Origin of the sequence: Paenibacillus campi (assembly GCF_034659835.1) — a bacterium.
GTDB lineage: Bacteria > Bacillota > Bacilli > Paenibacillales > Paenibacillaceae > Saccharibacillus > Saccharibacillus campi.
Map to the genome: position 1 here is coordinate 1 of NZ_JAXSQZ010000022.1, position 2,778 is coordinate 2,778.

Sequence of the window (2,778 nt, forward strand, 5' to 3'; positions counted from 1 at the left end):
GACAAGAGCAGATTTTGTCCGCCAAAATTATAATTGCCGTTGTTGATCGTCACGAGAAACGTGGAAATTCGTCCGCTTTTAGTTATAACCAAATTGTAGGTGCCGTTACTTACACCGGTCATCGTGAAATTTCCGTACGCATCGGTCACTACCGTATTGGCGATTGCCATATTGCCTTGATACAGTTGCACATTCGCATAGGTTACGGCTGTGACTGTATTTCCATTCGGTTCCACTACCGTTCCCGTTACGTTATAACCTGCCGACGGTGTCGGTGTTGGTGTTGGTGTCGGCGTTGGTGTTGGTGTCGGCGTTGGTGTTGGTGTCGGTGTCGGCGTTGGTGTCGGCGTTGCAGCGTTAAATGTCAATGTCGTCGCCATACTTGCCAATGCTAATGGCTGGATCGTTGCTGCATAACGTACCTTCACCGTATGATTACCGCTCAATGATGGCGGATTGCTTGAGGAATATGTTGTCCATTTACCGCCATCGATTGACACTTCCATTGCACTCGTGATACCTGTAATCTGATCCAGTGTGTCATCTGCTGTCACAGTAGGTGCAGCTGGGCGAGTAGGAATGGTAAGATTTTGCGGATCACTATCTGCCGAAACATTTACGGTTCCTTTTTGTACAATACTAATGGTGCTACCGATCCAATTCACATCCAGTGGAATCGCTCCGTTGGCATCAGCTATCACATACGTGCTTCCATTTACCGTATATCCTACATTAGGAGTAAGACCGGTTAATGTTTCAGAAGCTGGATCAAGCGTTGCGGTAGGCAGCGTTTCTTTTAACAGCACTTGGTATGGAAATTGCGTTTGATTCGAAGTTGTATTCGTTACAGGTGTATTTAGCGTAACCATTGCATAACCTGTAGATGCGATAAAGTCAGAAATTTGACTTGTTTTAGTCGCATAATAATCATTTGAGGAAAAATAGCCCCCAGTAATGCTCCAATACTTAGAATCCAATAAAACGGGACTATAGATTACAGGCGAATTACTATCAAATGTACCGATATAACCGCCAGAGATGGAGGCATATGCGCCCAGAGTAGTGATAATCGCTTCAGAATCGTAGCCAGATTGAGTACCATAAACAAGACCACCGGAGATGTTAACATGTGCTCCAGCACCATAAGCATAGATGCCTTGTCCCGATCCGGTTAAAGAACCCGACTTGAGATTCAGCGTAGCATTGGCAGCAATATTGACTGCCGAACCAAGCGATGGGCTATACGTCCAAACGATTTTACCATCTTGGCTTGGGCTAGTATCTTCAATCGTTAATGTGCCAGCTATAATTTGCAAAGCAGCATTACTACCTGAATCTCCTTGGACTGAACCTGCCGAAGGTGAATTCAAAATACTCCAGCCCGCCAAATCAAGCGTTACCGCAGCATTCGGAACATTGTACGTTATAGCAGTACCCATACTAAAAATCAGTGTGTTGAGCTGAACCGTCTCTCCATTTTTCGCATTATTCAGTGCATCTTGCAGTGTAGGATAAGGTGTATTGGTTGTAATATTAGTCGCTTCCACTCGACCAGCGTACACTTGTTGTAGTGGAATGATCCCCATCATTAACAGAACAATCAAACACAGTATTGTAATACGATTTCTCAACTGCTTCTGGTGCCTCATTTCATCGCCTCCGAATAGGTGTAACTTCTCTTTGTGTACAGCTTTGCCGAATATTATGGTGTATACGTGTACATCTCATAACAGACAGCGTACCCTTTTGACTAATGATCATATACTTATTTACTACTTAAGACATATTTTAAATGTTATTAACTACAAAACACTTACAAATCCAGCCTAAAACGTAGTTAAAAGCGCCTGGTTTTACAACATTAAAAAATATTTGGAACATATTAAAATAAGCAGAATAACGCAATGCTTGCTATTCTATTTATGTTCCAAATAAAAGACGACCTTACCCAACATGCGCATTGGGGAAGGTCGCCATTAATCTCGTTATACTTAATCATCGAACAACGTCATGGTCATATTATTGAGTTGCTTGTGCTACGACCAGCTCGATAAAGCGCTCCAATACAGCGGCTGTTTCCGCACGCGTCGCTGTCTGTTTTGGCGCAAATTGCGTACTGCTGCGTCCGTTCAGGATTTCTTTTTGTGCAAAGAATTGCACGGCTGGTTTTGCCCATGCTCCGATACTGCCTGCATCTTTAAACGTTAACTTTTGATCGGTATTGATCGTATTGTTCACTTTCATGAACGAAGCAAAACGATACAGCAATACTGCCATTTCTTCACGCGTAATGTTGCGGTTCGGTTCGAACGAGCTACTCGTCATGCCTTTGATGATACCGTTTTGCGCTGCCCAGTTTACATAGGTGCCGTACCAGCTGCTTGCGGATACGTCTTTAAACTGGCTTGCACCGCTCGTTGACAATGTGCCATAACTGCGCTCATACAGACGACCCATGACTGCCGCAAACATCGCGCGCGTCATGCCTTTGTTCGGTGCAAATTTACCGTCCCCAGTGCCCAGGAAAATTTCACGATCGGCGACAAAGCTCACCGGTGCGGCTGCCCAGCCTCCGTTCACATCGGAGAATGAGTACGCGTTTGGCTGGAACAGTACTTCTTTACCCACTGGTGCGATATATTTCATCGTTCCATTGATCGTCGTTGCAAAGCCGATAAATACTTTTTGGTTACCGTCCATATAGTACGGCAAGCCTTCGCTGCTTGGCGTTGTAACTGCTGTTTTGACAAACACCACTTTCACCGTGTGCGCTGCACT

2 protein-coding genes are annotated in these 2,778 nt (G+C 44.7%); both read right to left on the bottom strand.

Annotated features, from left to right (window positions below; genetic code table 11):
* On the bottom strand, positions 1-1,649 hold a 1,649-nt coding region (locus tag U1I11_RS21585), incomplete at its 3' end, for a carboxypeptidase-like regulatory domain-containing protein (RefSeq protein ID WP_474100272.1).
* A gap of 370 nt (positions 1,650-2,019) precedes the next feature.
* On the bottom strand, positions 2,020-2,778 hold a 759-nt coding region (locus U1I11_RS21590; protein ID WP_322908153.1), incomplete at its 5' end, for an S-layer homology domain-containing protein.